Genomic DNA, 24629 nt, shown 5'->3' with positions numbered 1-24629 from the left:
GTTATGAGTAATTTGTTTTATAGCCAGCTATCGTTTAGCTCGCTTATAGTGTCATTTAACTGCTCAATCGTGTTGTAAGTATCTACTATTTCTTTTCTAACTTCTTGTGCTTTAATCAATTTTTCAGCATTTAAAATAGGTACTTGTAACATGCTTAAGTCTTTTGACGAAAGCATTAATGCGCTTGTGCCTGTTGCCACTGACGTTAACTGCAATTGTCCATATTCAGAGACTAAATATTGGAACAGTGCTTCGCTAGTGATTGACTTGACATGTGGTTTAATACGCAAGATAGCAAATGCTTGGCTTGCAATGCTATTACCTGACATCTCCCTATCTGCAATGGCGACTTTACCTATAGCCCCCTTGCAAACTACAAGCACATCATTCGCTTGAATTTGTTGCTTTTTGACTTTAGCTACGTCAGCGTCTTTAACGTTAATAGTCTTTCCTGGCTTAGCTAAACTCCCAATTCGGTTCATACTAGCTAGGTTAAATTCAATAAAGCTATGAGCTCCATCTTCATGATGCTTCACGGGTTGTGGTCGAATTATCTCAACTAGCTCTTCTAATCTTGCAGTTTCATGGTCCTGTAAAAAATGATTAAGCGCTTTGTCCTCTTCGTTTAAAACGTAGCGATTAGGTGAGAGGTTAAGCTCATTGTCCACAATTTCGGTTACCGTAACATTTGCAGAATTCCTACTGTCACTCTTTGACTGATAGGTAGATACAATCTCTTCAATACCAATTAGTTTATTTCTTGTGCGTGCTACTTTTTCGATAAACTGTTCGTCACTGGCATCAATAAATTGCACTGTGTTATCGGTTTTGGTTTTATCTAGAACGATGACATTAATTGGAATCATGGTCATCGGTAATAAATTACTAGGCAAAGAAATAACAGCCTTTAGCCAATTTTTATCTAGGATATCTTGCTTGAACTGTTTTTCACCTGCTGAAGCCCTAAACAGAAAACCACTTGATACGAAACAGACGACTAAATCAGTTGTTTGAGCTAACATATGGCGCAGGTGATAAACCTCCCCCATTAATGACTTTTCAGGAAAACGACCCCAAATATCATTGATTCCATTATTACCGTATTTTTGATTTATTGGGGGGAAAGCCAATGAACTTTGGAACTGCTTTAGGCCTCCTTCTTCAATAAAGTTTGGGACGAAAACAGGGTTTGTATGAGTAACTTCATAATCACAATCTAATAATACATTATGAATATCTGCAAAAAATACATCTGTACCCGTTGCTGCTTCACCAGCTTTAGTACTTTCTTGGGGTAACTTATGTGCAAATAAATAACCTCCATCAAAGGGGCAATACACATCTGTATTCTGACGGCCTAATAATGAAACACCTAATTCACAGAGTTCATCAGGGATACTAGTATCATAGGAGTGTTTACCTTCAATAGTCAGTAGTTCCTTTATCGCCTCAGATAAATCAATGAAGGTTATTACCTTTGCTTGAATAAGCCTCTGCAAGGAGAACATTAGGGCCGTTAGATCTTCATCTGAAAGAGGAGAACTCTGAAATCCCCCGTACTGAACTGATACTGTATTATTAATAACTTCGTTCAGTTTATCTGCGCTGGCAGTTCCATTAAATGCGCTGTACTCATCTAATTCATTATTCTCTGTCATTTTTATCCATGCAAAACATGCAGAAAACTGTTGAATGAGCTCTCTTTGGCTCATCGAAAACGGATTTTGAAATACCTGAATTAGTGCTAAAAGTTCTTTTTTCAAGGTCGCCTCCTTTTTTAATGTATTATTTTTGAACGATTAAAGCTGTCTAAAGCATATGTAGTGAGTTCTGTATCACCTGACTCAACAAGCACTAAACCTCCACGACTTTTCATTTTTTGCATTGTCTTAGCCAAATCATTTAGTTCCACCAATGCTGCGTCGATCCCTTTTTTGTTCAGGACGGTTTTGTCACCTTCATCGACACCAAACATTTTTACTATTTCTAGCATTTGCTGAGATATAGCTCGCTGATTCATTCGTTGATTTATATGTCTTGTTTTAGCCACTTTGATTCCCTCCATTGCTTTGATGTGAGAAGTGTATGGTGAAATTATTAAAATATCAATGTTATTTTAATAATTTTCAACTTATTATTTTAATTTCCGGTAGGGCCTTATTATTTATCTGGCTTGTAACCTCTTATTCTTGCACTGTATATGATGAATAAATGGAAAAACTCACCGTATTACATGTAAATAGGAGGCTTCATTGAAAGGTTGTGCATTATTTCAGTTCTTTTACCCTGGCAATATTCGAGTCATGCCAGGTGAAGGTCCTTTCGATTATGAAGGGGATCGTTTTGTTGTAGGCATAGGTAAGCCTATGAGTTCCGTAAAAACTTTATCTGTGAATGACAGGATAATCACAGTTACCCATGATAATGAAGAAGGTTTTAAGTACGATTTTGAAGCCTCACGACAGACTGGAGATAATCAGATTTGCAATGCTGTTCATCGGGCTGATGGTTCAATTGATGTTAGTTTGTTGGTGGATACCGACAATGGGCACACACAGTTCAGTAGCTCTTGTATCACTACGCTTGTTCGTATTGCTGTTGAAGCCGATGAGCTTTCCGAAGTTTTAGAAATTAAAGCTTTAAACGCCCTGAATCACTTTATCAGGATCTATCGCTACGCCACGAGAGACACATCAATCAAGGAAGTAGGCTTTATGACAGGTTTTAAGCCTTACATCGTCACTGGGTTTAAGCCATACAGCAAACAAGACTTGATGAAAGACACCGATCAACGAATCTGTGAACTGTTCGATGATTGGGAACCTGATGCTCAAAGGTTCACTTCTTTGCAACCGCAGAACTTAGCAGATAATGAATTACCTAACTTCAACCGTGCTAAAAGCACTGGCCATATAGCACATTACCTCTCAACAGGAGATTTTCCTCTCTGGCGTGTAACTCTGATGCGGGCTTATGAAATGGCAAATGAACAAGATAATTACAGTGCGGCGGTGTTGGAGTCTTTCATTGCACTGGAGCTGTCCTTATACCACTTACTAAACGTATACAGAGCTAAAGGTAATAAGATTAAAAAGTACGGCCGTATTCATGGTGTGATAACTGAAGCTTTGCCAAACTTGTTTGGTAAAGAAGTTGATGATTTAGCGACGCGGTTGCTTAGGTTCAAGGGGATAAGGAACGATGTCGTTCATGATGGCTATAAACCTACTGAAACTGAGTGTTCAGAATGTCTTTCGATAGCTGAAGATGCATTCAATTATTGTGATGCTAAAGCCTGAGCATTTAAGGATCACTAACTAAAATAATCTAAGGGAAGCGCAATGCTTCTCTTTTTAGGCACCAATTCAAAAAGAGTAGATGCATAAAAAGTTGAATTATTAGTAGGCATTAATTTCCCTTGCAAAAAAACTACAAACTATCTAAATTAAAGCTAAGCATTCCTTAGTTTGAGTTGTTTGTGGCCTTTCTCTTTTCTCCTAAAGCACGCGCGTTCAGTGATGAGTCATTAGAGAGTTACCTGCTGCGAGTTGTGGCGGAGAACTTCTTTGATTCCTATCAGCAGTTGAGTTTAGCGATTCGTGAGGAGCTTCACGAGCTGGACTTTGAGGCACATGGGGCTTTCCCTATAGAACTTAAACGCCTCAATGTTTATCACGCTAAACATAACAGCCACTTTAGAATGCGGGCGTTGAGCTTGCTTGAATCCCTCCTCGATTTACCTCCACATGAGTTACAAAAACTAGCCTTATTACGATCGAATAGAAGGTTTGTGGGCGGTATGTCGGCAGTGCATCGTAATGGTGTAGACATTCCATTGAGCTTTATTCGTTGCGCTGATGAAGACGGTATCGAAAGCCTGCCTATTTGCCCTCAATGCCTGAAAGAAGAGCCCTATAATCGCCAGGTTTGGCATTTGAAACCTGTTAATGCATGTGCCAAGCATGAGTGTGAACTGATTGATCATTGCCCTGATTGCCAGCAGCCTATTAATTACATTGAAAATGAATCTATTGCTCACTGCTCATGCGGTTTTGAGTATGCTACCGCTCCGAGCGTGAAAGCCGATAGCCAAGCGGTTGTATTGTCCCGTAGCTTGTTTGAAGGTGACGCCTTATCTAACAATCCTCTGTTATTTATGGGCACATCTGCGACTCAGCGATTTGCTGCTTTGCTTTGGTACCAGAAGCGTCATGCTAGAAATACTGAATGTATTGCGTATAGAGCCGTTGGCTACTTTGAAGACTGGCCTACAAGTTTCTATCGAGAACTCGATGCCGTGACTACTGGTGCTGAGGCGAGGCTTATTGACCTATTTAATCGCACATCATTTAGGTCAATTTACGGTGAGCTGATTTTAGATTCCCAGTGTTTACTGCCTGAAGAGAAAGAGCCGCATTTTATCTACCTTGCTTTGATGGAATACATCAGCAAAATAGTAGAGTCGCACCCTAAGTCAAAAAAGCCAAATGTGGCTGATATGTTGGTCTCTGTGGCTGAAACCGCAGTATTACTATCGACCACCCATGAGCAAGTGTATCGGCTCTATCAAGACGGCGTGTTAATTGCTGGATTTAAACAAAAGATTCGCACACGAATCAGTCCTCATATTGGTGTGTTCTACCTAAGGCAAGTCATCGAATATAAGGCGAGTTTTGGTAATGATAAACAAGGGATGTATTTATCAGCATGGTAGATAAACTGAAATTCCAAGAGTTGTTAGACATTGACGATATCGCTGAGCGTAATATTGCATTAAGGCGAGCATTTACCGCTTATACCGCACCGATAGATGTGACGGGCAGTGAAGCTTCTGCATTAACCATTCTACTTAATCTGACTTACCCTAGAAAACGGGTTGATGATCTACTTGATAAAAGGTTAGCCAAGCAAACACTCAATACAGATGCACATCTTGACGCCTGTATTGACGAGGTTAAATGGTTACATACGCATAATTTGAAGTACCCTGATATACGAGTCAGCAAACAAAGGCTGATTGCACTATCTCCGCTTTCACATCCTCATGTATTGAGTAGCGCAAATGGCACTAGGGCTTTAGGTTGGTCACATGACAGTGCCAAAGTGAATCTAGCAAAGTTATTTAGCTGTCATTTTATCTGGCAAGAGCGTGTTTGTTGCCTTGCTACTTTGCTGTCAGATCCTCCTAAGGAATGGAAAGAAGCTTTTCAAGCGTTAGGCATGCTTGTGAAGGACTTCATGAACTTGTGTGGCAGGGTTAAAGCTTCATTGCCTAGTGATGAGAGCCCCAGTCGTGTCGATAAATATTCGATTCAAGTTCGTCTGCCTTATCGAGATGGCTATTTGGCAATCACGCCAGTTGTTAGCCATGCACTTCAAGCTGAAATACAACAAGCAGCAATGGCTAAGCAGGGCCGGTACGCCAATATTGAGTTTACTCGTCCTGCGGCTGTTAGTGAGTTGTCGGCCTCTCTTGGTGGTAACGTCAAAGCGCTAAATTATCCACCTAGGATAGGAAATGCTGTGCATGGATTAAGTGACTCTTGGGTATTAAAAGTTCAAGCTGGTCAAACTGTATTAAACCAAGGCGCGTTATCACAACCTCGATTTAAGAAAGCATTAGAGGGTCTTCTATCAAAGAATTTTGAACTGGCATTAAAGCAACGTAGACAGCAGAAAGTAGCATGCATGAGGCAGATAAGAGCAACCCTGGCTGAATGGTTATCACCTCTATTAGAATGGCGTTTAGAGGTAGAAGAGAACAAGGTTAACACTAGTGAACTCGCCTGTATTCATGGTTCATTTGAATATCAGTTTTTAACTACGAAAAAAGAAAATTTTGTCGAATTACTAAGCCCAATGTTTAGCCTGTTAAATACAGTCTTGTCTAACTCAAATACGTTACAAAAATATGCCTTCCATCAGCATTTGATGAAGCCATTAAAAAGTAGTTTGAAATGGTTACTCGATAACCTCTCGAAAGAACCGAATGCATTAGCAATAGATTCAGATGAAGACAATCAACAACGTTATTTATATTTGAAAGGCATACGAGTGTTTGATGCCCAAGCATTATCTAATCCCTATTGTGCTGGCATCCCTTCGTTAACTGCAGTATGGGGAATGATGCATAACTACCAACGACGATTAAATGAAAGGCTGGGTACTCAGCTTAGATTGACCTCATTTTCATGGTTTATTCGCCAGTACTCATCTGTAGCGGGTAAAAAACTGCCTGAGTACGGTATGCAAGGGCAAAAAGAAAACCAGTTTAGACGGGCTGGGATTGTAGATAATAAACATTGCGATTTAGTGTTTGATCTTGTGGTGCATATCGATGGCTATGAAGAGGACTTAGATACACTCGATAATTCTGTTGGTGCCTTAAAGGCAAGCTTTCCTGCTAACTTTGCTGGAGGGGTAATGCATCCTCCTGAAATAGGCTCAGTCGATGAGTGGTGCGAGCTGTATCGTAGTGAAGCATTGCTTTATTCAAAGCTAAGGCGGCTTCCAGCATCCGGTAAATGGATAATGCCAACTAGGTATCAAATCGCTAGCTTTGATGGGTTGCTGCAGCTATTGAAGCTAAATGTAGCACTCTGCCCAGTCATGTCGGGATATCTGATGTTAGGATCCCCTGAAAGCCGCAAGAATTCGTTAGAGCCATTACATTGTTATGCTGAGACTGCAATAGGAGTGGTTGAGTGTGCCACTGCTATTGATATAAGGTTGCAGGGGATGAGTAACTTTTTTAGGCGAGCCTTTTGGATGCTCGATATAAAAGAAACTTCAATGCTACTAAAACGGATTTGAGGAAGCTTTATGGAGTTATGCAATGTTTTAAAATATGACCGTTCCTTGTACCCAAGCAAAGCGATTTTCTTTTATAAAACTGCTGAAAGTGATTTTGTCCCTCTTGAAGCTGAAATTAACCGAATTCGTGGCCAAAAGGCGGGATTTACAGAAGCCTTCACTCCTCAGTTCAAATCTAAAAACTTAGCACCACAAGATTTAGCCCACTGTAATCCCCTTATCCTTGAAGAGTGTTATGTTCCGCCAAATGTCGAGCATATTTATTGCCGTTTCTCATTGAGAGTGCAAGCTAACTCCCTTAAACCAGCAGGTTGCAGCGAACCTACTGTATTCGCGTTACTTGAAGAGTTCGCAGCCACATTTAAAGCGTGTGGTGGTTACAAAGAGTTAGCCACTCGATACTGTAAAAACGTGCTGTTAGGCACTTGGCTCTGGCGTAACCAAAATACCGGGAACTCTAAAATAGAGATTAAAACTAGCTCTGGTAATTGCTATCAAATAACTAATACCCGCCAACTTGCTTGGGACAGTAGCTGGCCTGCCGATGCTCAAAAGGTGTTAGAGGAGTTAAGTGATGAGGTTCATCAAGCGTTAACAGATCCTACTGTATTTTGGCATGCCAAAATCACAGCAAAAATTGAAACGGCTTTCTGCCAAGAGATCTATCCAAGCCAGTCTTTTGGCGAAAAGGCGGCACAGGGTGAAGCCTCAAAACAATTTGCTAAAGTGAAGTGTGTTGATGGCCGTTATGCTGTGAGCTTTAATTCAGTAAAGATCGGCGCTGCACTGCAATTAATTGATGATTGGTGGGATGTTGACGGTTCCAAGCGATTACGTATTCACGAATATGGTGCAGATAAAGAGATAGGTGTTGCGCGTCGTGCTCCTGAATCTAAGCAGAGTTTCTACTCACTGTTTGTTAACGCTGAGCTCTATCTTGCAGAGCTTAAGCAACAGCTAGCTAAGGATGAATATTCGATTAGCCCAAATGTCTACTATCTTTTTGCAGTGCTAATAAAGGGCGGCATGTTCCAGAAAAAGGCTGAAGCTAAAAGTAAATCAAAAGCTGAAACCACAACCGCTAAAACAACACCTGTGAAGGCCTAGTATGAAGCGTTATTATTTCATGGTGCGATTTTTACCTGAACAAGCAAACCTCGCGTTGCTTACTGGACGATGTATTTCAGTCATGCATGGCTTTATTTGTAAGCATGACATTCAAGGGCTTGGTGTGAGTTTTCCAGCTTGGTCTGATGCATCCATCGGCAATATGATTGCTTTTGTCCATACTAATATGGATGTGTTGAAAGAGTTGAGCCTGCAAGGCTATTTTCAAGATATGCAAGAGTGTGGCTTTTTTAAAGTTAGTGATGTTGAGGCTGTTCCCGATGGTTGTGCAGAGGTCAGGTTTAAGCGTAATCAAGCTATCGCAAAAATGTTTGTCGGCGAAACTCGAAGACGGTTAAAACGTTTAGAAAAACGGGCACTAGCAAGAGGGGAAGTTTGTACTCCTAATAAGAGTAAAGAACCGAGAGAGTTGGATTGCTTTCATTGCATAGCAATAGCGAGCACAAGTACCGAACAGGATTTTCTTTTGCATGTTCAAAAAGAAAGTGTACAAAAGCCTGAAGAGGCTGAGTTTAGCCAATATGGATTAGCTACGAATAAGGTACTAAAAGGTACGGTTCCTGATTTTAGTATGATTAGACCTTATTTATAGGGTAACTAGTAACTAGTAACTTTGTTTTGTATTGGGTTAACAAATGGTGCAGGACTATAGGGTAAAAATAAAATTCTTGGTTTAGTCGTTGAAGAAAAAGAGCTTATTGGCTATTGTTGATAGTGAACTGCCGAATAGGCAGCTGAAAAGATTGTACATTGCGACAACAAATACGACGTTGGGTGAACTGCCGAATAGGCAGCTGAAAATGTCAGTGAAGTACAACCTATTAATCATGCTTTGATATCTGCCGAATAGGCAGCAAAACCTCTTCTTATTCTTATGAGAAGAGGTTTTTTATTGTTTTAACATTGGGCCTGATAATGATGTTATGGCCTAAGGTTTACCTTTTTAGTTCTAAACAACTTTTGCCCCAAAATCATTTTCACTGATAAAAGTGGTAAATAGCAGAATTAAAGCTTTGGGCTTATAAAAGCTTATGCGGGGCGCAAGATACACGACCTGCCCCGGAATTATCATATAGGCCGGAAGCCTAGTGACTTTTTTCTTGCGTGAACATTGCACTTCATGCAATGTCGGAGGTTCTTTGTTTCACTCAGGCAAAGAAACAGGGGATTAGTTCTTCCCATGTTATAACTCATTGATAATAAGCTGGTTTATTGTTATTCTCGAGTGGTTAAAGTATTGGCAATTTGTTCTTATTAAGACCGTTCTTATTCGGAATTCAGCCAAATATACTTTAGATTTCTCCGAGGTATTAGCTATACCTAATACTTAACCTATAAACGAGCAGTGCGTTAGCATTGAAAAACTCAACCACTATATAGAAGAATTGAATGGATAACTGTTACCTTTGTGGGAATGAATTCGATACAGATAAAGTATTAAGGCATGATGAACATATACTGCAGCAAGCAATAGGAGGGGTACTTTCAAACAAAAATATCCTTTGCTTGACTTGTGGTGAGTCTCTAGGCAGAGATGTTGATGTTCCTTTTAATGAAATATTTCATAGTATAGCCACACGTTTAGACATTAAGAAAGATAGGAAATCAAATAAGAAGAGTGCAATAAAAGGTACGCTAGTTAGTCAATCGGATAGATTTGGTCTCGATCTAAGTGGGACAGAAATAATCTGGAAAGACTTTAAAGTAACTCCTGTTGTACCTATGCACCGATATTCTAATGATAATAGTAAGGTGATTATTTATGCTAACAAAAAACAAGCTAAGAAATATTTAAAAAAAGTAGAAATAGAAGTAGAAACTAAATTCAAAGATAATAAACCAAAGTTTATTTTTTGCGACGATATAGATGGCTCTGTTCTTTATCAATTTAAACTAGATAATGATGCTTTCAAAAAGGGCTTGGCTAAAATTGCTGTTGGATTTGCATCTAGTATTGGTATTTCAAGACATGAAATGCCATTAGCGCTAAAAGTAAAACCTGATAATAGAGCAGAAATTAAATCTGATATAAAACTGCTTCAATATTTTCCTTTGGGGGAGCTAGATTCATATTTAGAGTCACAGAGCTCTGAAATTGGTTACTTTCCAACTCATACACTGATAATTTTTACTGCCGCTTCAGAACCGTCAAAGCTGGTTTGTTATATTGAACTTTTTTCTACTTTTCAATGGTACGTAATTCTAAATGATAATTATCAAGGTGATGCGGTATATGAATACCATTATCAGAGGTTATTGAAAACAGAAGATTATCTATTTGAACCAGGAAGACACTATTATAAAGAAAGAAGTCATACTCTTGCTTATTTAGGGGTTTCTAAAGAACGAATCCAAAATGCATATGAAAAACAACAAGATAGTAAAGATGCAAAAACAATTGAAAGTGTAGAAATTGAAATTGTTAAAGAAGAGTACATAAAGAAAAAGTATCGAGTAGAATTTGAGCAAGAGATTGAGAGAGGCTTGAATGTTATGACGACAAATATCATCAAGCAAGGGCTAAACAGCTTTAAAAACCCTATGGATTTAAAAATGAATGTTGATCTTTTTTATGATTTTCAAGGTGATGACGAAATTTTCAATATTTCGAGTTATAAACGATGTTATACACAAGACTTTCAGAATCGTGACTATATTTTATCATTAATGGATTCGTTTCAGTCATTGTCTGATTCTGGTAAATTGCAAAAATATAGTCATTCTAAATTTAATAAATTATCAGAGTTTATAGAGGTTGAAGGTATAAAGAAAAAGTTAGCTTAACCTGTTGATAAAAAATCTAACAAGGCATTAGGAACTAAGACTGAAACCATAGGTACATCCATGAATTTTGACTTTGAAAAAGATATCCTAGATTGGAGTAATGGCACTATTTCACGGCTTGGGTATGAACACTCGGAGAGACGTGAAGCATCTTCTCGCCTTGCTCAAGTCTTTGGGATTCTTAGAAATCGAATTCCTCCAACTCCAAGAGAAGTAAAAATTGCAAAACATTTTTCTTGTCCTCAAAACCACCTTGAGGGATACAGGCAAGTTATTTCCGAGATAAAGAGTGGTAGAGATCTAGGGGCTTACCAAGCCTAGCCGAATCATTATTTAACAGTGACGTTCCGGCACTCGGTAACAAAAAGCCCAACGATTTACTCGGATCTCCGGAAGGACGTAAACAGGTCAACGAACTACTCAATAAAATGGAGTGCGGAGAGTTTTCTTGAATATCAGGATTACCATCCTGGCACACTTTTGCCCCAAAATTGGTTAGGGCTAAATTTCGTTTAAGCTGAGTGACTTTGTCACTTTTTGGCTTGCCAGCCGATTAAAGTCGTAGAACTCCATTCCTCATGTGATGTCAGTCTGCGACCGAAGAAAGTCGTGGGCTTTCCACCCACACCCGAGGCGAAGGGACCTCAACAGCATGCCTTCTCTGTTTGAAGTATCTGGTTGATACGACAAAGTCGTTCGATAATTAGGCCGACAAATCCCCTGAGAGTCACGCTAATACACCTAAAATTTACTGTTCTTTGATTAGTTGGAGTTGGTTAAATGCCTTTGTAAAGCCCTTAGCGCTTTTCTTGCCACCATAGAAAAACACTTCATTTTGCTTAAGAAACTTTCTTATTATGCGATCATTAGCTACCACTGACGAGACATAGAAAATACAGGCTCTATTCTCTGCACTCCAATAGTAATTGAATCTCTCTACATCCCTATCTATCTGAAAATCGATGGTTCCCCCGTGATAACAGCTATCAGGAACAGAAAGTAACCATAGCTTAAATACGTAACTACCTTTAATATCAGACGGTTCAACTCGTAGAGTTGTATATTCACTAACGTTTAAGTAGATACCCTTATGGCTGTTTCCTAACTTCCAATCATCCGCGATAGAGACAAAAGAAAGCAACGATAAAGCTAACAATAATTTCTTCATAAGATACTTTCTCGAGGCTATAGCGATATAAATAAATGGTTAAGGTTGTGTTTACCTCGATATGCTATTCAATCCAATATTTAACTACAAATTAGAACCTATCGGTAATAGTGATAGATATTATTAGATGCCTTATGCAAATTAGTAAGGTAGTTTTATAATTAACAGCTGTAGTGAGTCCCATTACTATTGCAAGTTGAAGGCATTCCATTATGTAGAGGATAAAGTCTCGCATCTTGCGCTTTGTAATTAGCGTTTGGGTAAAGTTTAACTGGAAGGTTTAAAGGGTCATTAGTGAAAGCATGTTTTAGGAGGCGTAGTGAATTTTGGAGCTAAGATGCTCTTCCTAATGATTCCCGAGCAAACTAGAGTAGTAGCACCAACTGATTTCTGTCCAAAAGTGAGCTAGAAAGTGCTAGTGTCTTAGCCGTAATAAAAGAACATATAGCCGTTTTCGCTTAGAGAGTGGCAGCTTCAATTTGTCAGCTTATGGTTATATTTTATGTCAGAATATGGTTATATCTTTAAGCTAAGCGCTTGAAAGTCAGATAAGGGTTATGTCAGCTTATGGTTGCAGCGACACTTCCTGCTAGCTTCTGTAGCGTTATTGTCTGCACTTTCTCACCCAATCACATACTACTCGTATGCTCATGGGCTGAGAAAGCTTGACGGCTTAGCTACAAAAGCAATCAGTTTGAAATTACTTTCTTAGCCTTCTTTGTTATGGCGTTATTGTCGGCACTTTTCCACGGTATCGCATTGCTTGTGCCTGTAAAGCTATTAGTAACTCTAGCTTATATGATTCTATTGGCCTAGAACCTAGAACCTAGAACCTAGAACCTAGAACCTAGAACCTAGAACCTAGAACCTAGAACCTAGAACCTCTATATCTTGAATCTAACTAAAAAGGATTTTATGAATATCTTGTCCAAATGTTTAATTGTATGCAGCGTTATTTTTAGCTGTAGTGTTTTTGCTGCTGAGCCAGCAAAACGTATCGTTGCTTTATCTCCCCATGCGGTGGAGATGTTGTATGCCATCGGTGCTGGTGAATCGATTGTGGCAACAACTGACCATGCCGATTACCCTGAAGCTGCATTGCAGATCCCACGTATTGGTGGGTATCACGGTATTCAAATCGAGCGAGTGCTTGAGCTTAATCCAGACTTAGTTGTGGTGTGGGGCGGCGGCAATAAAGCGGAAGATATTCAACGAATAAAAGAGCTAGGCTTTCAAGTCTTTGATAGCACGCCAAAAACACTGCAAGCAGTTGCAGATGAACTTGAAGCGCTTGGTGAACTCACTGGCAATCAAGCAAAAGCAGCTACCGCTGCTCAGGCATATCGACAAGAGTTAGCTCGTTTACAGCAAGTCAACTTGGCTAAGCCTGAGGTGAAGGTCTTCTATCAGCTGTGGTCTACTCCTTTGATGACGGTAGCTGAGGGGAGTTGGATCCAGCAGATAATCGCAGTTTGTCACGGTAATAATGTATTTGTTGATTCTGCCAATGAATACCCTCAAGTTAGCTTAGAAACAGTTTTACTTAAGATGCCTGAAGTTATTTTACAGAGCCAAGATGAAGGCAACATTCAAGGAATTAATTGGAAGCAGTGGCCAGAGATCCCGGCTGTGAAGCAACAACATATCTACCAGTTAAATGCAGACTTACTGCACCGAGCCGCACCGAGAGCTTTACTTGGTGTAGAAGCTTTATGCGAGGCATTAGATAAAGCTCGCTAGGTTAGTGTGATTTAAATAATGATTAAAAAATAGCGCCCAAGGGCGCTATTTTTATTGGGGATGAAAGCAAGTTAAAGCTTTAAAAATGACTCTCTTTCTTGCTGACATTTTGCCAACTTAGCCTTTAAAGATGCTAATGAATGACTCAGATCTCTTTTTCTATCCTTACTAAAGCCTCTGGCGAGAAAAATGACAAATATAAAGAACACAGTAAATACACCCATTGGTAAAAGGTAAGCTGGAATGGAGAGTTCATTAGCAAAGCCAAGAATACTTCTCAATATGCCATGGGGGACGAAGTTGGCAGCCAAATCCACTAACTCATTAAAATAAACGCTGCAACCAATGGCTAAAGCAAACATCAGAAATACAAAGGTCTGGCTTTTAGCTGAGACTCTGCTCCATTGCGTGACAGACTCTGGTTGTATAAGGTTATCTTTACTGATGTTGTAGTAAAACTCATCATAATCTAGCTGCTCTGCTTTTCCTTCTAGGCGGCTGCTACCTAGCATTATCCAGTCGCCTACATCTGCTGTGGAGAGTAGCGATCTTGCCGCTTTATAGGTTTGTATTTTACCGTCAGGTGTTTCAATGGTTAGCTCGCCATACAAGTTGGAGTTTCTTTGCCTATGGCTCGATGTTTCTGTTCTGTACTCAGAGCGCACCGTTGAGCCATAGCGATTAGTATAGTCAGTGCGAGTGGTACTCGTGTAAGTATTAGTTTTATCACTCACACTGGTTTCTACCTCTTTATCCGTCACTCGCACGATAGAAGATGAGGTGGCTATTGTGCAGGCGTAGTTCTTAGCAAAAATATGCTTATTTTCAAATGAATGGCTGTCATAACCCATGTATGGAGCACAGACTTGCATGATCTTATCTCTACGAGTCATACGTTTGTTGCTTGCCTGAGTGATAGGCGTAACATTACCATTGTTAGCTGAAAGGGCGTGAGATTGCGATGATATCTGCTCATTGACTGCTGAAGAATCAGCGTCAGTAATTAAGCTAGGCTGTGCGACCTCGGTAATATTTTGAGGCTGGCCACAGCAGTGACAATAGTGATAACTGCTGTTGATGAGATGTTCGCAATTGATGCAGTAAACATCGTCATTGTTAGCTGTGCGGCCACGTTTGTCATAACCCATTTGGCTAATCGAAACTCCTAAGATCCGTTTAACGGTGCGTTTTATCTCAAGTAGTCTGGCACTCTCTGTTTCAAATTTATTGGTCTTACTATTAATTCTAAAAACTGAGCCTATGACGGTAATCGCTGCAGCGATAAAACCTGCCACTTCAAATGTGTAGAGCTCAGCAAACGCTCCGGGCAGTGATACCAGTGCTGCGAGAAACAAAGTGCTTAAAAAAGTGCCAAATTTTGAGAAATCCTCGACCTCATAGGCGGGTAGCAGAATCGATTCCTGCCCCGAATGGCGGTGGAAAACGACCCCAGTGGCGGCTTCATTGTGGGTCACTATTTGGCGGTCACTTTTGTCGGCAAGTTGATAATTCAGGTAATAACCAGTCGGTTCCAAAAAGGTGATTACATCGCCCTTGGAGACACTGTCAAGCGAGCTATCTTCAGAGCTAACGCTAATGGTTTTCTCTATACCTTGTTCATTATTGAGGGTTAAAAACCAATAAGAGTAGTACAAGGTTTGGCTGTCTTTACCACCACTGCGATGGACACGTTTATAGTGATGGGTTTTTTCTACCCAACCTGTATATATGCTTGCCTCTGGGCAGTAGGTTTTCAATTCATCTAGTATATCGGGGATACATTGAGCTACAGGCGTGATAGTGAGCTGGTTGTCAACTTTGTCGCCGCAATCAGGGCAGAAGTTATCATTAATAAAAAGTGGGCTTGTACAGTGCTGCATCTATAGTCCTTTATATACTGTTTGATCTATGAGGCTGTAGTTATAAATGGCCTCAAAAATGACATGCGAGAGTCTTAATTGCTCTCCTATCCATGATGTCCATTATTGTTTTTGCTAGATAAATGTCAATAAAATTAATGGTCTTTGTTGATGGTTGGCTGTTTTTGTTTCTGCGCTGTGACAAGAGTCGTATTCGTTAGTATTGCCCCATAACATGGTTGGGCTATCTGCTCAAAGTGGGATACAAAGTTATTCACGCTGTTTGTTATTGCCTGCTTCGTGTTTGACTTGGTTTATATGCTATGGTCGGTGCTGTTTTATCGTTAAAAAAATCAAAACAATAATGAATTATCAAGGACTTTTGAATGACCACTTTACTAACCTGTTTACTTATAGCCATGTTGTTACCTTACTTCGCGAAAGGGCCCGTTGCCGTGGCGATGGCAAAGCTTGGCGGTTACGACAATAGTCATCCGCGTGAGCAGCAATCCAAGCTAACAGGGTTTGGAGCTAGAGCTGTTGCTGGTCACCAAAATGCGTTTGAGTCACTGCTTATTTTCGGTATCGCTGCGCTTACTGTGCTGGCAACTAATAATGTCAATGTGGTGGTTGAGGTAGCAGCTATTGTTCATGTTGCTGCTCGAGTGGCTTATCAGATCCTTTATTTGAAAGATAAAGGAACATTACGGAGTTTATCTTGGTTTATTGCCATCATTGCAAGCTTTACTATTTTTTGCCAAGCGTTTTAAATACAGGCGTTAGGAAACACAGGGGGATCTAGGTTCTAAAACCTAGTCCCTAAAGCTCCTATCATTTCGACATCAGTGACCAGACACGGACACTTTCCTTATATCGGACAATCAAATTGATGAGCGGACACTTTTAGTGGCTGTCCGCGGACACTTCTGACAGTCTATGAATCAATGATTTGATTTTTATTATTGTTTTTATTGCATTTTTTATTGTTGGCACGTTGATTGTATTAATAAGACCATTGGAACAGGTTTTACAGTCAGCGGACACAGTAGGGATTGCAGATGATTCAGGACACCAGCGCACAAGACACCATAAAGCAAGTTAGCAAAGCAAGTAAGGCTAAACGCCCTTTGATGCTAGGTATTGCAGCGTTATTGGTTTCTGGCCTAGTTTGGTCAAGCATAGGTAGCGATTCCGTTGCCACTTCAATTAAACGCTCTGAGCTGCGTTTCGCCACATTAGAGCGCGGTACGCTTATTCGTGATATTCCCACTACAGGTAAGATTGTTGCGGCAAACGCGCCGGTTCTTTATAGCCCGGAGCAGGGCAGCGTCACTTTAATTGCAAATCCTGGTGATCGTGTTGAGCAAGGTGATGTCGTTGCGACGATTGAGAGTCATAAATTGACCAATAGCCTAAAGCAGCAAGAGGCAGTGTTTGAGGGGATGAAAAGCTCTCTTGAGCGTGCTCGTCTTGATGCTCGCAGACAGCAACTTAAAGCGCAGCAAACCTTGGATATGGCAAAAGTAGACTTAGAAGCCGCCGACCGCGAAAGCCGTCGTGGTGACCAACTCATCCAATCGAAGTTAATTAGCAAGATAGATTTTGAAAAGAGTAAGGATGACTTACACAAGGCTAAACTGCTATTTGCCCACGCAGGGCAAGAAGCTCAGCTGATGAAAGATACCTTAACTTTTGAGCTAAAAAACACTGCGCTAGAGGTTGATCGTCAAGCGTTAGTCGTTAAAGAGCTTGAGCGCCAAGTGGCCGCGCTTAATATTATCGCGCCAGTGGGCGGGATTATCGGTAACTGGTTAACAGAGCAAAAAGCGCGGATCGGCCAGAGCCAACCTATTTTAACTGTGGTGGATTTAAGTGCTTTTGAAGCGGAATTAGCAGTGCCTGAATCTTACGCCGATGAATTAGGTCTGGGTATGGCGGTTGAGTTGAGTTTTGGTTCAATCACCTTGATGGGAGAGCTTTCCTCAATCTCACCAGAGGTACGTAACCGTGAAGTGACCGCAAGGGTACGATTCGAACAGAGTGATAGCTTGCACCTACGTCAAAATCAGCGCTTATCAGCCAGAGTATTACTCGAACATCGCCCTAACGTGCTGATGGTAAAACGCGGTGCATTTGTGACTAGTGGCGGTGGTCAAGAGGTGTATACCATGAACGGTGATATTGCCACTCAAACACCTATCCAATTAGGTGCTCGCAGCATGAGTCACATTGAAGTGATCCAAGGTGGCCAGGTTGGTGATGTCTGGGTGACCTCGAGTATAGAGCCCTTTAAGAAAGCTGAGCAAGTCCTTGTACGCTAGCCGTCAAAGCATCAGTAACGGAGAGTCAAATGAATAAATTCAAAAGCCCACAGCTAGTAACAGCGCTAGCGTTGTTTATGTTAGTGGTCGCTGTCCAAGTTTCAACAGATAGCGCAGGAGAGTGGATGTTTATCGGTCTTGATTTAATTGAACTGACCAATGACGCGACATTGAGCTTACCTAGTATTTCAGATGTTGCACTTGATATGAGTGACAATATCCAACAAATAGTGCTGACAATAATAAATCGTCTAGCTGAACAATTGCTTAAGTAACCTCTGGTTCACTACAGAGTTTAAGTCACCCCATTTAATTAAAGGAATAGTCGCCATGTTATCAATGAAGAACATCAACAAGGTATTTAAAACGGACTTAGTCGAAACGCACGCTTTACGTGATTTCAACTTGGATGTCGAGGAGGGCGAATTTGTCGCGGTTACCGGACCATCGGGTTCGGGAAAAACCACTTTTTTGAATATTGCAGGCTTACTTGAAGGCTTTACTCATGGGGACTTTTTCCTTGATGGTGTCAACATCTCAAACTTGAGTGACAATAAGAGCGCTGCAATTCGTAACGAGAAAATTGGTTTCATCTTTCAGGGATTTAACTTAATCCCTGATCTTAATCTAGCTGAGAATGTTGAAGTGCCTTTGCGTTATCGTGGTTTTAATGCCAAAGAGCGCAAAATACGTGTTGAGCGAGCGTTAGAGCAGGTTGGTTTAGCCGCAAGAATGAAGCATCTTCCGACACAACTTTCAGGTGGACAGCAGCAGCGCGTGGCCATTGCTAGAGCGCTGGCAGGTGAACCACGTTTCTTATTGGCGGATGAGCCAACTGGTAACTTGGACAGCTTGATGGCGCGCCAAGTGATGGAGTTGTTGGAAGACATAAATAAGGCTGGTACCACCATTATCATGGTGACTCACGATGCAGAGCTTGCCCGTCGAGCGCAGCGTAATATTCAAATTGTCGACGGTCAAGTCTGTGATTTCACCATGTACCAAGGCGAGCAAGGTAGCGTGGCACAAGGGCAATCGGTAGCAGACGTAGCGGCGGCAGAAGTTGTTACTGTTGCTTCATCAGTTGCATAACAGTAGGAGAAAATAACTATGTTTTTTTACTACTTAGATCTTGCATGGCGCAGCATTAAGAAAACGCCATTTCTGTCGCTGTTGATGGTACTGGCAATCTCCATTGGAATTGGGATCACCATTACCACCCTTAATATCTATAAAATGGCTTCAGTAAATCCTGCTGGTGAACGCTCATCATCGCTATTTGCTGTGCAGTTGATGAGTCAAGATCCTGATACATGGGAAAATCTGAGTAAGCAGATCACCTATCAAGATGCGTTTAACTTACTCGATAGTGAGGTGCCTGTGCGACAAGCGGCTATGTTTCGCACTGGTCTTGCGGTGCAAACCGACGATGTGAATTTTTCCCCTATTTTGGAAGGCGTACGTGTCACTGGTGGGGATTTCTTTGGTTTGTTTAAGGTACCTTTTCTTTACGGTGGGCCTTGGAGTAAACAAGTTGATAAAGAGGGCGGCTACAAGGTCGTTATCAATGAAGATATTAATAACAAAGCCTTTGGTGGCGGTAATAATGTCGGTAAGACCCTGCTGCTTAACCGCAAACCTTATCAAGTGGTCGGGATCACAAAAACTTGGCATCCTAGCCCCAAATATTACGATGTAAATAACGGTGCTTTTAATGATTCAGAGCAGATTTACGTTCCTTTCTCATTAGCGCCAATTGAAGAGTTTGAAAGCTGGGGCAATAACAATAGTTGGCGCCATGAAGACATTAGGACTTATCAAGATCGCCTCAACTCTGAAATGCACTGGGTTCACTACTGGGCCGAGCTCACTAATCCTGCCATGCAGCAAGAGTATAAAGAGTGGTTAGTTCGATATGTTGAGCAGCAAAAAGCACTTGGACGATTTAAGCGTCCAGATGCAAAGGGAGAAGTATCCGATGTAGCGACTTGGCTGGCTTACAACAAAGTGGTGCCAGAGGACAACAAAGTCTTGGTTGGACTGAGTGTTTTGTTCCTTATTGTCTGTCTAGTGAATATGTTAGGGCTGTTGCTGGCCAAGTTTCTCAAACGTGCACCTGAGGTCGGTGTCAGGCGAGCCATTGGCGCGAGTCGTCTGCAAATATTTTCTCAGCATTTGGTTGAGGTTGGCTTAATTGGCTTTTGTGGTGGCGCGTTAGGTTTATTGTGGGCATGGGGAGCATTATCTTTACTCTCGAGCCGTTTCGACCTTGAAGGTTCACTTTCACAGCTTGACTCAAGCATGTGGTTTATTGCGCCAATCATTGCTGTTTCAGCGGCCATTATCGCCGGGATTTATCCTGCATGGCGGATTTGCAGCACAAATCCAAGTATTTACCTGAAGAGCCAGTAGGGAAAAGGAATTAATCATGTTTCAAGTTAAACCTATAATCAGCATGTTGATGCGTAATAAAAGTGGCCCTTTATTGCTGTTAATTCAAATTATTTTATCAGTGGCTATTGTGGCAAACGCCAGTTTCATCATTAGTGAACGCATTGGCATGATGAGCCGAGAATCGGGCATTGTTGAAGCTGAAGTTTTTGATTTTACTATCTATAACTTTGATGAAAATATCGAAGCGGAGACGCAACCGTTGCAAGATCTCGACATCATTCGACAACTCGATGGTGTAAAGGGCGCGACGCTAACCAGTATGACGCCGCTGAGTGGCGGTGGTTGGTCATCTAATTTTTCTTATGGCAGCAGTGAGGAGGATAGCAAGAGTGCTCCAAACGCAGCAATTTATTATAGTGATGAACAGTTTATCCCAACTCTAGGGCTGAATTTAATCGAAGGGCGTAATTTTTACCCTGACGAGATTAATGCAGGCGGACCTGAACTCGCAAGCCTAGCCATTGTGTCAGCGCAATTTGCTAAAGATACTTTTGGTGATGAATCAGCATTGGGTAGGGTGATGTATCGAGGCAATATTGGTCAACAACCGATGACAATTATTGGTGTCGTTGAAAAGCTGCAAAGCGCCTGGGTTGATAATGATAATTTAGAGCTCAGCATTATTCTCAATGTAAAGCTAACTTCATCTTTTAACCGCCTTTTAGTTCGAGCCGATGAAAACGCGATAGTGGGTCTTAAAGAGGCTATTCCTGCCGCACTGCACAAAGAAAACCCTAACCGTGTAGTTCGAGGTTTTACTACCATCAGTGAGCATCGTACCAGCATTTATCGTAACCATGAACTGATGGCGTCAGTGCTGTCGCTGATGGTGGTATTGTTGCTACTTATTACTTCGCTTGGTCTTGCTGGAATGGTGATGTTTAATATTGAGCGCCGCACTAAACAGATAGGCACCCGTCGAGCATTAGGGGCTAAAAAGCGCGATATTGTGAGTTTCTTCTTAGTTGAAAACTACCTGTTATGTCTAATTGGCGGTGGTTTAGGTGGCCTTATTGCTGTGCAGCTTGGCCAACAGTTGATGACGCTTTATAGTTTGCCAAAACTTGAGCTTATCTATCCCATTATTACGGTTGCCGGTCTTCTAGTGCTCACGACCGTCGCGGTGATTTTACCGGCTCGTAAAGCGGCTAAAATCTCACCGGCAATTGCAACCAGAAGTGTATAGTAATTAACAGTAAAAGCGGCTTGCAAGCGAATTGTAAGCCGTTCTATATAGCCTAGTGGAACACGATAAACTATTGATTAAAAAGTTAATCGCTTTATCTCTGTTTCGCTTTGCGTTAGTTTTAGGCAAGCCTTATAAACAGATTATAAAAAAGAGACTATGGAAACAATTCTCATCGTTGATGATAACCAAGCAGTGTGCAGTGCTCTATCGCTGATGCTGGAGTTGCATGGCTATCAAACACTGACTTGCTTGTCACCAGAAGTGGCAGTGGAGTTAGTGCAACTGCATGATATTGCACTTGTTGTACAAGATATGAATTTCACCCAAGATACGACTTCGGGTGAGGAGGGCGTATCGCTGTTCTATGCCTTAAGAGCGCAGCAACCTCAGCTCCCGATTGTTTTGCTAACGGCTTGGACTCAACTAGAGGTGGCTGTTGAGCTAGTTAAAGAGGGCGCTGCCGATTATATGGGCAAGCCTTGGGATGATGCCAAGCTACTTACCAGCATAGGTAATTTGATCTCAATTCATACCTTAACCAAGGCCAACGCAAAACTTGCACGAGTCGATAACCAGCGAATGGCTGCGATAAAAGATGCTGATCTTTGTGGCATTGTATTTAACAGCGGTGCCATGCAGCGTTGTGTTGATTTAGCACTGCAGATAGCCCGCAGTGACGTATCGGTGCTGGTTACCGGCCCCAATGGTGCAGGCAAAGATAAGTTGGCTGATATCATTCACGCTAACTCCAATCTAAAACATAAGCCATTTATTAAGGTCAATATTGGCGCCTTGCCGATGGAGTTATTAGAGGCTGAATTATTTGGCGCCGAGGCGGGAGCCTTCACAGGCGCGGCCAAGACCCGTATTGGCCGCTTTGAGGCCGCAGATGGCGGCACGCTATTTTTAGATGAAATTGGCAACCTGCCACTATCTGGTCAAGTTAAGTTACTGCGGGTATTGCAAACGGGTGAATTTGAGCGTCTTGGTAGCCATCAAACTCGTAAGGTAAATGTTAGGGTAATTAGTGCAACTAACGCTGATTTGATTCATGAAATTCAAGCAAGCCGCTTTCGAGAAGATCTGTTTTATCGGCTCAATGTGATTGAACTGGCGCTGCCTGCGCTTAGTGAGCGAAAAGATGATGTTATCCCGCTGGTGAACCACTTTGTCGGTACCGAATTCTCATTGAGTAAACATACACAGCAATCACTAGAGGCGCATCACTGGCCAGGTAATGTACGCGAGCTTGAAAACGCCTGTAAACGTGCGGTGATTCTAGCCCAGAGTCATAACTTGATTGCTGATGATTTTGGCCTGATTGACTTAGACGTTACAGCGAGTCTACAAACGGATGTTCAGACTAGTTCCGCGCAAGCGATAAGCAAGTTCCAACCCACACCGGTAGAGGCAAGCTATCAAGATGCTAACTCATCGATTGATGAGAAAGCCAATATTCAAGCAGCGTTAGATAACCATAAAGGGGTGATTGCACGAGTAGCAAAATCACTGGGCTTAAGCAGACAAGCACTCTATCGACGCATGGAAAAATATGGCATTGAAAAATAAACCAAGTAGCCGCATAAGTGGTATTTCTCTACGTACTAAGTTGGTTATTGGTAGTGGGTTGGCAACGGCGGTTGGGGTTATGCTATCGCTGAGTTTATTATTATGGTTTGCAGAACCGGCAGTATCACAAACGATTGTTAAACAATTTAGTTTGCTGTTGCTAATTATTTTTGGTCTATCTATCTGTATTGCTATTGCAGTGAGTTACTTATTTACTCGCCATTTAGCCACAAGTTTAATGGCACTTGAAGTTGGCTTGTTGAATTTTAAAGATAATGACTTTAGCGTTAGCTTACCTGTAGGAGGAGATAAACAGTTACAAGCGTTAGCCGTACTGTTTAATGAGTCAGCTGAAGCATTGAGGAAAGAGCGCCAATATATTTATCAACGTGAGCTGCTGCTGGATAAAGTCATTCAAAGTTCACCCAATGTGATGTTGCTGCTAGATGATGAGCAACGGGTTATTTACGCCAACGATGCTGCAAGGCACCTGTTTAACCAAGGGCTTAGAATTGAAGGTATTGAGCTAAACGAACTTATTGCACAGGTTGCTGATGAGTTAAGCGCTGCACTTGCAAACCCTAAAGATGGTTTGTTCTCGTTAAGTGCCAAGGACTGTGATTCAAACGGCGATGGAGAGCCTGAAACATGGCACCTTTCCCGGGGGCAATTCCTGTTAAATGGTCAGTTCCATCACCTTATTTTACTTAAGCAGATGACACGGGAGCTCAACCGTCAAGAAGTGGCGGTGTGGAAGAAGGTGATCCGCATTATTAGCCACGAGCTGAACAATTCAGTGGCGCCAATCGCATCGATGGTGAACTCAGGGCGAATGCTCACCAAAGATCTTGATGATCCTAAGTTAAAGCTTATTTTTGATACTATCGAAGATAGAACCAGTCACTTAAGTCAGTTTATCTTTGATTACGCACGCTTCGCCAAGCTACCCGTGCCCAAAAAGAGTCAGGTCGATTGGCATAAATTAACTGAACAACTGCAGCAACACTACAGATTCTTCCTTGAAAATGAGTTGCCAAGTTCCACGATAGAGTTCGACTTGATCCAGATGGAGCAGGTGTTACTGAACCTGTTAAAAAATGCCCATGAATCAGGCGCTGCAGCTGACAGCATTAGCTTGTCGATTGTTGATTCCAGTTTGTCGGATGGTACTGAAGGCGTTTACATTGAAGTTAACGATAAAGGTTCAGGTATGCCCGCTGAAGTCCTTAGGCAAGCATTGCTGCCCTTTTACTCTACCAAACAGTCTGGAACAGGACTTGGTTTGCCTTTATGCCGTGAGATTATAGAGGCGCATGACGGACACATCAGTTTGCAAAACCGCGATGAACGAGGGCTATGTGTGAGACTTTGGTTACCTAAGTAATCGATGCTGTTTCTATATTAGTGTTTATGATTAGCGCTGTTTTCTAGCATTAGTGGATTAATGCTGCACCCATAGCGAATATACTTTTTACCTGCTAAAGCTATTAAAATCGCCTTAGCTATTGCTGTTGCCTACTCATAGAACCTACACTGAAGCCACATATAAAAAAAATAACTGTTTCAAATTCAGTTACATTTCATTGAGTTTGCAAGCATCTAAG

Annotated in this window: 20 protein-coding genes and 1 pseudogene; 17 read left to right on the top strand and 4 right to left on the bottom strand. The window is 41.5% G+C overall.

Going from position 1 to position 24629, the window contains the following annotated elements:
- Positions 1-17: 17 nt before the first annotated feature.
- Positions 18-1763 carry an N-6 DNA methylase gene (locus tag L2730_RS03420; RefSeq protein ID WP_248973313.1) on the bottom strand — a complete coding sequence of 582 codons (1746 nt, stop codon included), beginning with the start codon at positions 1761-1763 and terminating at the stop codon, positions 18-20.
- A gap of 14 nt (positions 1764-1777) precedes the next feature.
- Positions 1778-2050, bottom strand: coding sequence for a hypothetical protein (locus L2730_RS03415; RefSeq protein ID WP_248973312.1), 273 nt, complete (start codon positions 2048-2050; stop codon positions 1778-1780).
- Between the two features lie 202 nt (positions 2051-2252).
- Here L2730_RS03415 and L2730_RS03410 point away from each other — a divergent pair, with 202 nt between their 5' ends.
- From L2730_RS03410 to L2730_RS21935, 8 genes and pseudogenes are all read left to right on the top strand, one after another.
- Positions 2253-3299, top strand: a complete 1047-nt coding sequence (locus L2730_RS03410; protein WP_248973311.1) for a hypothetical protein — start codon at positions 2253-2255, stop codon at positions 3297-3299.
- Positions 3300-3478: 179 nt separating this feature from the next.
- Positions 3479-4714 carry a TniQ family protein gene (locus L2730_RS03405; protein WP_248973310.1) on the top strand — a complete coding sequence of 412 codons (1236 nt, stop codon included), beginning with the start codon at positions 3479-3481 and terminating at the stop codon, positions 4712-4714.
- On the top strand, positions 4708-6813 hold the full coding sequence (locus tag L2730_RS03400) for a type I-F CRISPR-associated protein Csy2 (protein WP_248973309.1): 2106 nt from the start codon (positions 4708-4710) through the stop codon (positions 6811-6813). Before L2730_RS03405 ends, L2730_RS03400 begins: the two co-directional genes overlap by 7 nt.
- Before the next feature lie 9 nt (positions 6814-6822).
- Positions 6823-7920, top strand: coding sequence for a type I-F CRISPR-associated protein Csy3 (gene csy3, locus L2730_RS03395; protein ID WP_248973308.1), 1098 nt, complete (start codon positions 6823-6825; stop codon positions 7918-7920).
- Position 7921: 1 nt separating this feature from the next.
- Complete coding sequence (cas6f, locus tag L2730_RS03390; RefSeq protein WP_248973307.1) at positions 7922-8533, top strand: type I-F CRISPR-associated endoribonuclease Cas6/Csy4; 612 nt, start codon at positions 7922-7924, stop codon at positions 8531-8533.
- Between the two features lie 797 nt (positions 8534-9330).
- A complete protein-coding gene (locus tag L2730_RS03385) occupies positions 9331-10725 on the top strand; it encodes an HNH endonuclease (protein WP_248973306.1) in 1395 nt (464 codons plus the stop codon).
- Positions 10726-10785: 60 nt separating this feature from the next.
- Positions 10786-11046, top strand: coding sequence for a hypothetical protein (locus tag L2730_RS03380; protein ID WP_248973305.1), 261 nt, complete (start codon positions 10786-10788; stop codon positions 11044-11046).
- An 11-nt stretch (positions 11047-11057) separates the two neighbouring features.
- Positions 11058-11177: pseudogene (locus tag L2730_RS21935) on the top strand (antitoxin Xre/MbcA/ParS toxin-binding domain-containing protein); the annotation flags it as partial.
- Between the two features lie 296 nt (positions 11178-11473).
- Here L2730_RS21935 and L2730_RS03375 read toward each other — a convergent pair.
- On the bottom strand, positions 11474-11893 hold the full coding sequence (locus L2730_RS03375; protein ID WP_248973304.1) for a hypothetical protein: 420 nt from the start codon (positions 11891-11893) through the stop codon (positions 11474-11476).
- Positions 11894-12808: 915 nt separating this feature from the next.
- Between L2730_RS03375 and L2730_RS03370 the strand changes: the two genes are divergently transcribed.
- Positions 12809-13633, top strand: a complete 825-nt coding sequence (locus L2730_RS03370) for a cobalamin-binding protein (RefSeq protein WP_283105637.1) — start codon at positions 12809-12811, stop codon at positions 13631-13633.
- 71 nt (positions 13634-13704) lie between these two features.
- On the opposite strand, the gene L2730_RS03365 is transcribed toward L2730_RS03370, so the two are convergent.
- Complete coding sequence (locus L2730_RS03365) at positions 13705-15513, bottom strand: hypothetical protein (protein WP_248973303.1); 1809 nt, start codon at positions 15511-15513, stop codon at positions 13705-13707.
- Between the two features lie 365 nt (positions 15514-15878).
- Between L2730_RS03365 and L2730_RS03360 the strand changes: the two genes are divergently transcribed.
- The 8 genes from L2730_RS03360 to L2730_RS03325 all read left to right on the top strand — a co-directional run bounded on the left by L2730_RS03360 (position 15879) and on the right by L2730_RS03325 (position 24409).
- A complete protein-coding gene (locus L2730_RS03360) occupies positions 15879-16262 on the top strand; it encodes an MAPEG family protein (protein WP_248973302.1) in 384 nt (127 codons plus the stop codon).
- Positions 16263-16550: 288 nt separating this feature from the next.
- A complete protein-coding gene (locus tag L2730_RS03355; protein ID WP_248973301.1) occupies positions 16551-17813 on the top strand; it encodes an efflux RND transporter periplasmic adaptor subunit in 1263 nt (420 codons plus the stop codon).
- A gap of 29 nt (positions 17814-17842) precedes the next feature.
- Positions 17843-18088 carry a hypothetical protein gene (locus tag L2730_RS03350; protein ID WP_248973300.1) on the top strand — a complete coding sequence of 82 codons (246 nt, stop codon included), beginning with the start codon at positions 17843-17845 and terminating at the stop codon, positions 18086-18088.
- A gap of 55 nt (positions 18089-18143) precedes the next feature.
- On the top strand, positions 18144-18905 hold the full coding sequence (locus tag L2730_RS03345; RefSeq protein ID WP_248973299.1) for an ABC transporter ATP-binding protein: 762 nt from the start codon (positions 18144-18146) through the stop codon (positions 18903-18905).
- 18 nt (positions 18906-18923) lie between these two features.
- Complete coding sequence (locus L2730_RS03340; RefSeq protein WP_248973298.1) at positions 18924-20225, top strand: ABC transporter permease; 1302 nt, start codon at positions 18924-18926, stop codon at positions 20223-20225.
- A 16-nt stretch (positions 20226-20241) separates the two neighbouring features.
- Positions 20242-21453, top strand: a complete 1212-nt coding sequence (locus L2730_RS03335) for an ABC transporter permease (RefSeq protein ID WP_248973297.1) — start codon at positions 20242-20244, stop codon at positions 21451-21453.
- Between the two features lie 159 nt (positions 21454-21612).
- Positions 21613-23025: a sigma-54-dependent transcriptional regulator gene (locus L2730_RS03330; RefSeq protein WP_248973296.1), complete on the top strand. Its 1413-nt coding sequence runs from the start codon at positions 21613-21615 to the stop codon at positions 23023-23025.
- Positions 23009-24409: a sensor histidine kinase gene (locus L2730_RS03325; RefSeq protein WP_248973295.1), complete on the top strand. Its 1401-nt coding sequence runs from the start codon at positions 23009-23011 to the stop codon at positions 24407-24409. Before L2730_RS03330 ends, L2730_RS03325 begins: the two co-directional genes overlap by 17 nt.
- The last annotated feature ends 220 nt before the right edge of the window (positions 24410-24629 follow it).

This window comes from Shewanella kaireitica (genome assembly GCF_023284045.1).
Taxonomy (GTDB): domain Bacteria; phylum Pseudomonadota; class Gammaproteobacteria; order Enterobacterales; family Shewanellaceae; genus Shewanella; species Shewanella kaireitica.
Note: the sequence above shows the minus strand (reverse complement) of the source record. Positions and strands in the feature narration are given on the sequence as shown.

Coding starts and splice junctions, on each gene's coding strand:
- L2730_RS03330 (WP_248973296.1), top strand. CDS start 21,613: ATGGAAACAATTCTCATCGTTGATGATAACCAAGCAGTGTGCAGTGCT.
- L2730_RS03340 (WP_248973298.1), top strand. CDS start 18,924: ATGTTTTTTTACTACTTAGATCTTGCATGGCGCAGCATTAAGAAAACG.
- L2730_RS03385 (WP_248973306.1), top strand. CDS start 9,331: ATGGATAACTGTTACCTTTGTGGGAATGAATTCGATACAGATAAAGTA.
- L2730_RS03335 (WP_248973297.1), top strand. CDS start 20,242: ATGTTTCAAGTTAAACCTATAATCAGCATGTTGATGCGTAATAAAAGT.
- L2730_RS03375 (WP_248973304.1), bottom strand. CDS start 11,893: ATGAAGAAATTATTGTTAGCTTTATCGTTGCTTTCTTTTGTCTCTATC.
- L2730_RS03380 (WP_248973305.1), top strand. CDS start 10,786: ATGAATTTTGACTTTGAAAAAGATATCCTAGATTGGAGTAATGGCACT.
- L2730_RS03355 (WP_248973301.1), top strand. CDS start 16,551: ATGATTCAGGACACCAGCGCACAAGACACCATAAAGCAAGTTAGCAAA.
- L2730_RS03360 (WP_248973302.1), top strand. CDS start 15,879: ATGACCACTTTACTAACCTGTTTACTTATAGCCATGTTGTTACCTTAC.
- L2730_RS03400 (WP_248973309.1), top strand. CDS start 4,708: ATGGTAGATAAACTGAAATTCCAAGAGTTGTTAGACATTGACGATATC.
- L2730_RS03370 (WP_283105637.1), top strand. CDS start 12,809: ATGAATATCTTGTCCAAATGTTTAATTGTATGCAGCGTTATTTTTAGC.
- L2730_RS03325 (WP_248973295.1), top strand. CDS start 23,009: ATGGCATTGAAAAATAAACCAAGTAGCCGCATAAGTGGTATTTCTCTA.
- csy3 (WP_248973308.1), top strand. CDS start 6,823: ATGGAGTTATGCAATGTTTTAAAATATGACCGTTCCTTGTACCCAAGC.
- L2730_RS03350 (WP_248973300.1), top strand. CDS start 17,843: ATGAATAAATTCAAAAGCCCACAGCTAGTAACAGCGCTAGCGTTGTTT.
- L2730_RS03365 (WP_248973303.1), bottom strand. CDS start 15,513: ATGCAGCACTGTACAAGCCCACTTTTTATTAATGATAACTTCTGCCCT.
- L2730_RS03345 (WP_248973299.1), top strand. CDS start 18,144: ATGTTATCAATGAAGAACATCAACAAGGTATTTAAAACGGACTTAGTC.
- cas6f (WP_248973307.1), top strand. CDS start 7,922: ATGAAGCGTTATTATTTCATGGTGCGATTTTTACCTGAACAAGCAAAC.